This window comes from Pseudomonas sp. MPR-R2A5, assembly GCF_058793055.1.
On record NZ_JBXAFK010000109.1, the window covers coordinates 1 to 1,459 of the forward strand.

Below are 1,459 nucleotides of genomic sequence, written 5' to 3' on the forward strand. Positions count from 1 at the left end.
TGAAGTGCGCCCCAAAAGCTGGACAGCTGTTGGTTAGGCTACAGCGGACCGGGTCCTGTACGCTACAGGGCTCAGTCCGCCAAGCTTCACTTTGATTCGCTTATGGTTGTAGTAATGGATGTACTCATCCAGCCCCGCTTGCAACTGCTCCACGCTTTCAAAGCTTTCCCGATAGTAGAACTCTGACTTCAGCGTGCCGAAGAAACTCTCCATTGTGGCGTTGTCATGGCAGTTTCCTTTGCGTGACATGCTTTGCTCCAGCCCTGCTTTTTCTAGCCTTTCCCGGTACTTTGGATATCGATAGTGCCAGCCTTGATCTGAATGCAGCATTGGCTTGCCGCCCTCAGGTAAGCCTTCAATAGCTTTTTCCAGCATCTCGCCCACCAAGGCATATTGGGGACGTATTGCCGTCTGATAGGCCACGATTTCTCCGTTGTACAAGTCCAAAACTGGGGACAAGTACAGCTTTTTGCCGGCCACTTTGAACTCGGTGACATCCGTCACCCATTTCTGATTCGGTTGCTCAGCCTCGAACTGACGAGCCAAGGTGTTGGGCGACACTTCGCCCATCGGCCCTTTATACGACCTGTATTTCTTAGGCCGCACCGTGCATTTCAGACCCAGCTCCCCCATCAGTCGTCGTACCGTTTTACTGTTGATCAGCGATCTTTCTTTACGTAGTTCTAGCGTCATCCGACGGTAACCAAAGCGGCCCTTATGCTCGTTTTGGATGGTCTGGATAGAAGCTTTGATCGAGGAAAATCGGTCCGCAACGCCCATCGCCTTGAGTTGGTAGTAGTACGTACTTCGCGCAAGGCTCACTAGCTTGAGCAAGTCACGCAAGGGAAAGTGTTGCTTAAGCTCACTGACTAATCGGGCTTTTTCTTCTGTTCTTTCTCCCGCCTCATCACCGCCTCGCCTAACTCCCCAAGCTTTTTTAGATAAGCGTTCTCCATCCGTAGGTATTGGAGCTCATCAAGTAACGTCTTGTGCTCAGGCTCAGGGCTGGTGAGTGGGGCAGCGGTTTTGCGTGGTTTAGCAGGTGGTTTAGGCATAGCGGTGCTCAGTCCTCTTTTCCCTGACTCCAGGGCTTCAATACCGCCACTGTAATACTGCTGTTGCCATCTGCCCACCTGAGTGGAATCCCCCAAGTTGAAAAGCGCCGCTGCGCGGCGCAAGGAAAGGGAGTCATCCCACATGCGCCGCAGAACAGAGAACTTGAACAAGGCACTGTAACGCTGGCCGGTACTGCTCAAGCTGGCCTCACCGTGTAATCGATAAGCCTCGACCCAACGACGAAGCAAGGTGGGGTCCATTTGAAATTGAGCGGCGACCCGGCGAAACCCTCGGCCTCGCTCAAGGAAAGCGGTGATGGCAGATAGCTTGAACTGCGTGGTGTACTTGCTCATGAAAACGCCCCAGAAATTGGATGGGTGTCCAACTTCTGGGGCGCACTTCA

1 protein-coding gene is annotated in these 1,459 nt (G+C 53.1%); it reads right to left on the bottom strand.

Going from position 1 to position 1,459, the window contains the following annotated elements; translation table 11 throughout:
* Nucleotides 1-33 precede the first annotated feature (33 nt).
* Nucleotides 34-1,409 (bottom strand): IS3 family transposase gene (locus AC1Q6I_RS34730; RefSeq protein WP_404940672.1). Its coding sequence is split into 2 segments (ribosomal slippage): nucleotides 34-915 and nucleotides 918-1,409, totalling 1,374 coding nucleotides; the frame shifts between segments, so codons are not numbered across the junction.
* Nucleotides 1,410-1,459: the final 50 nt, after the last annotated feature.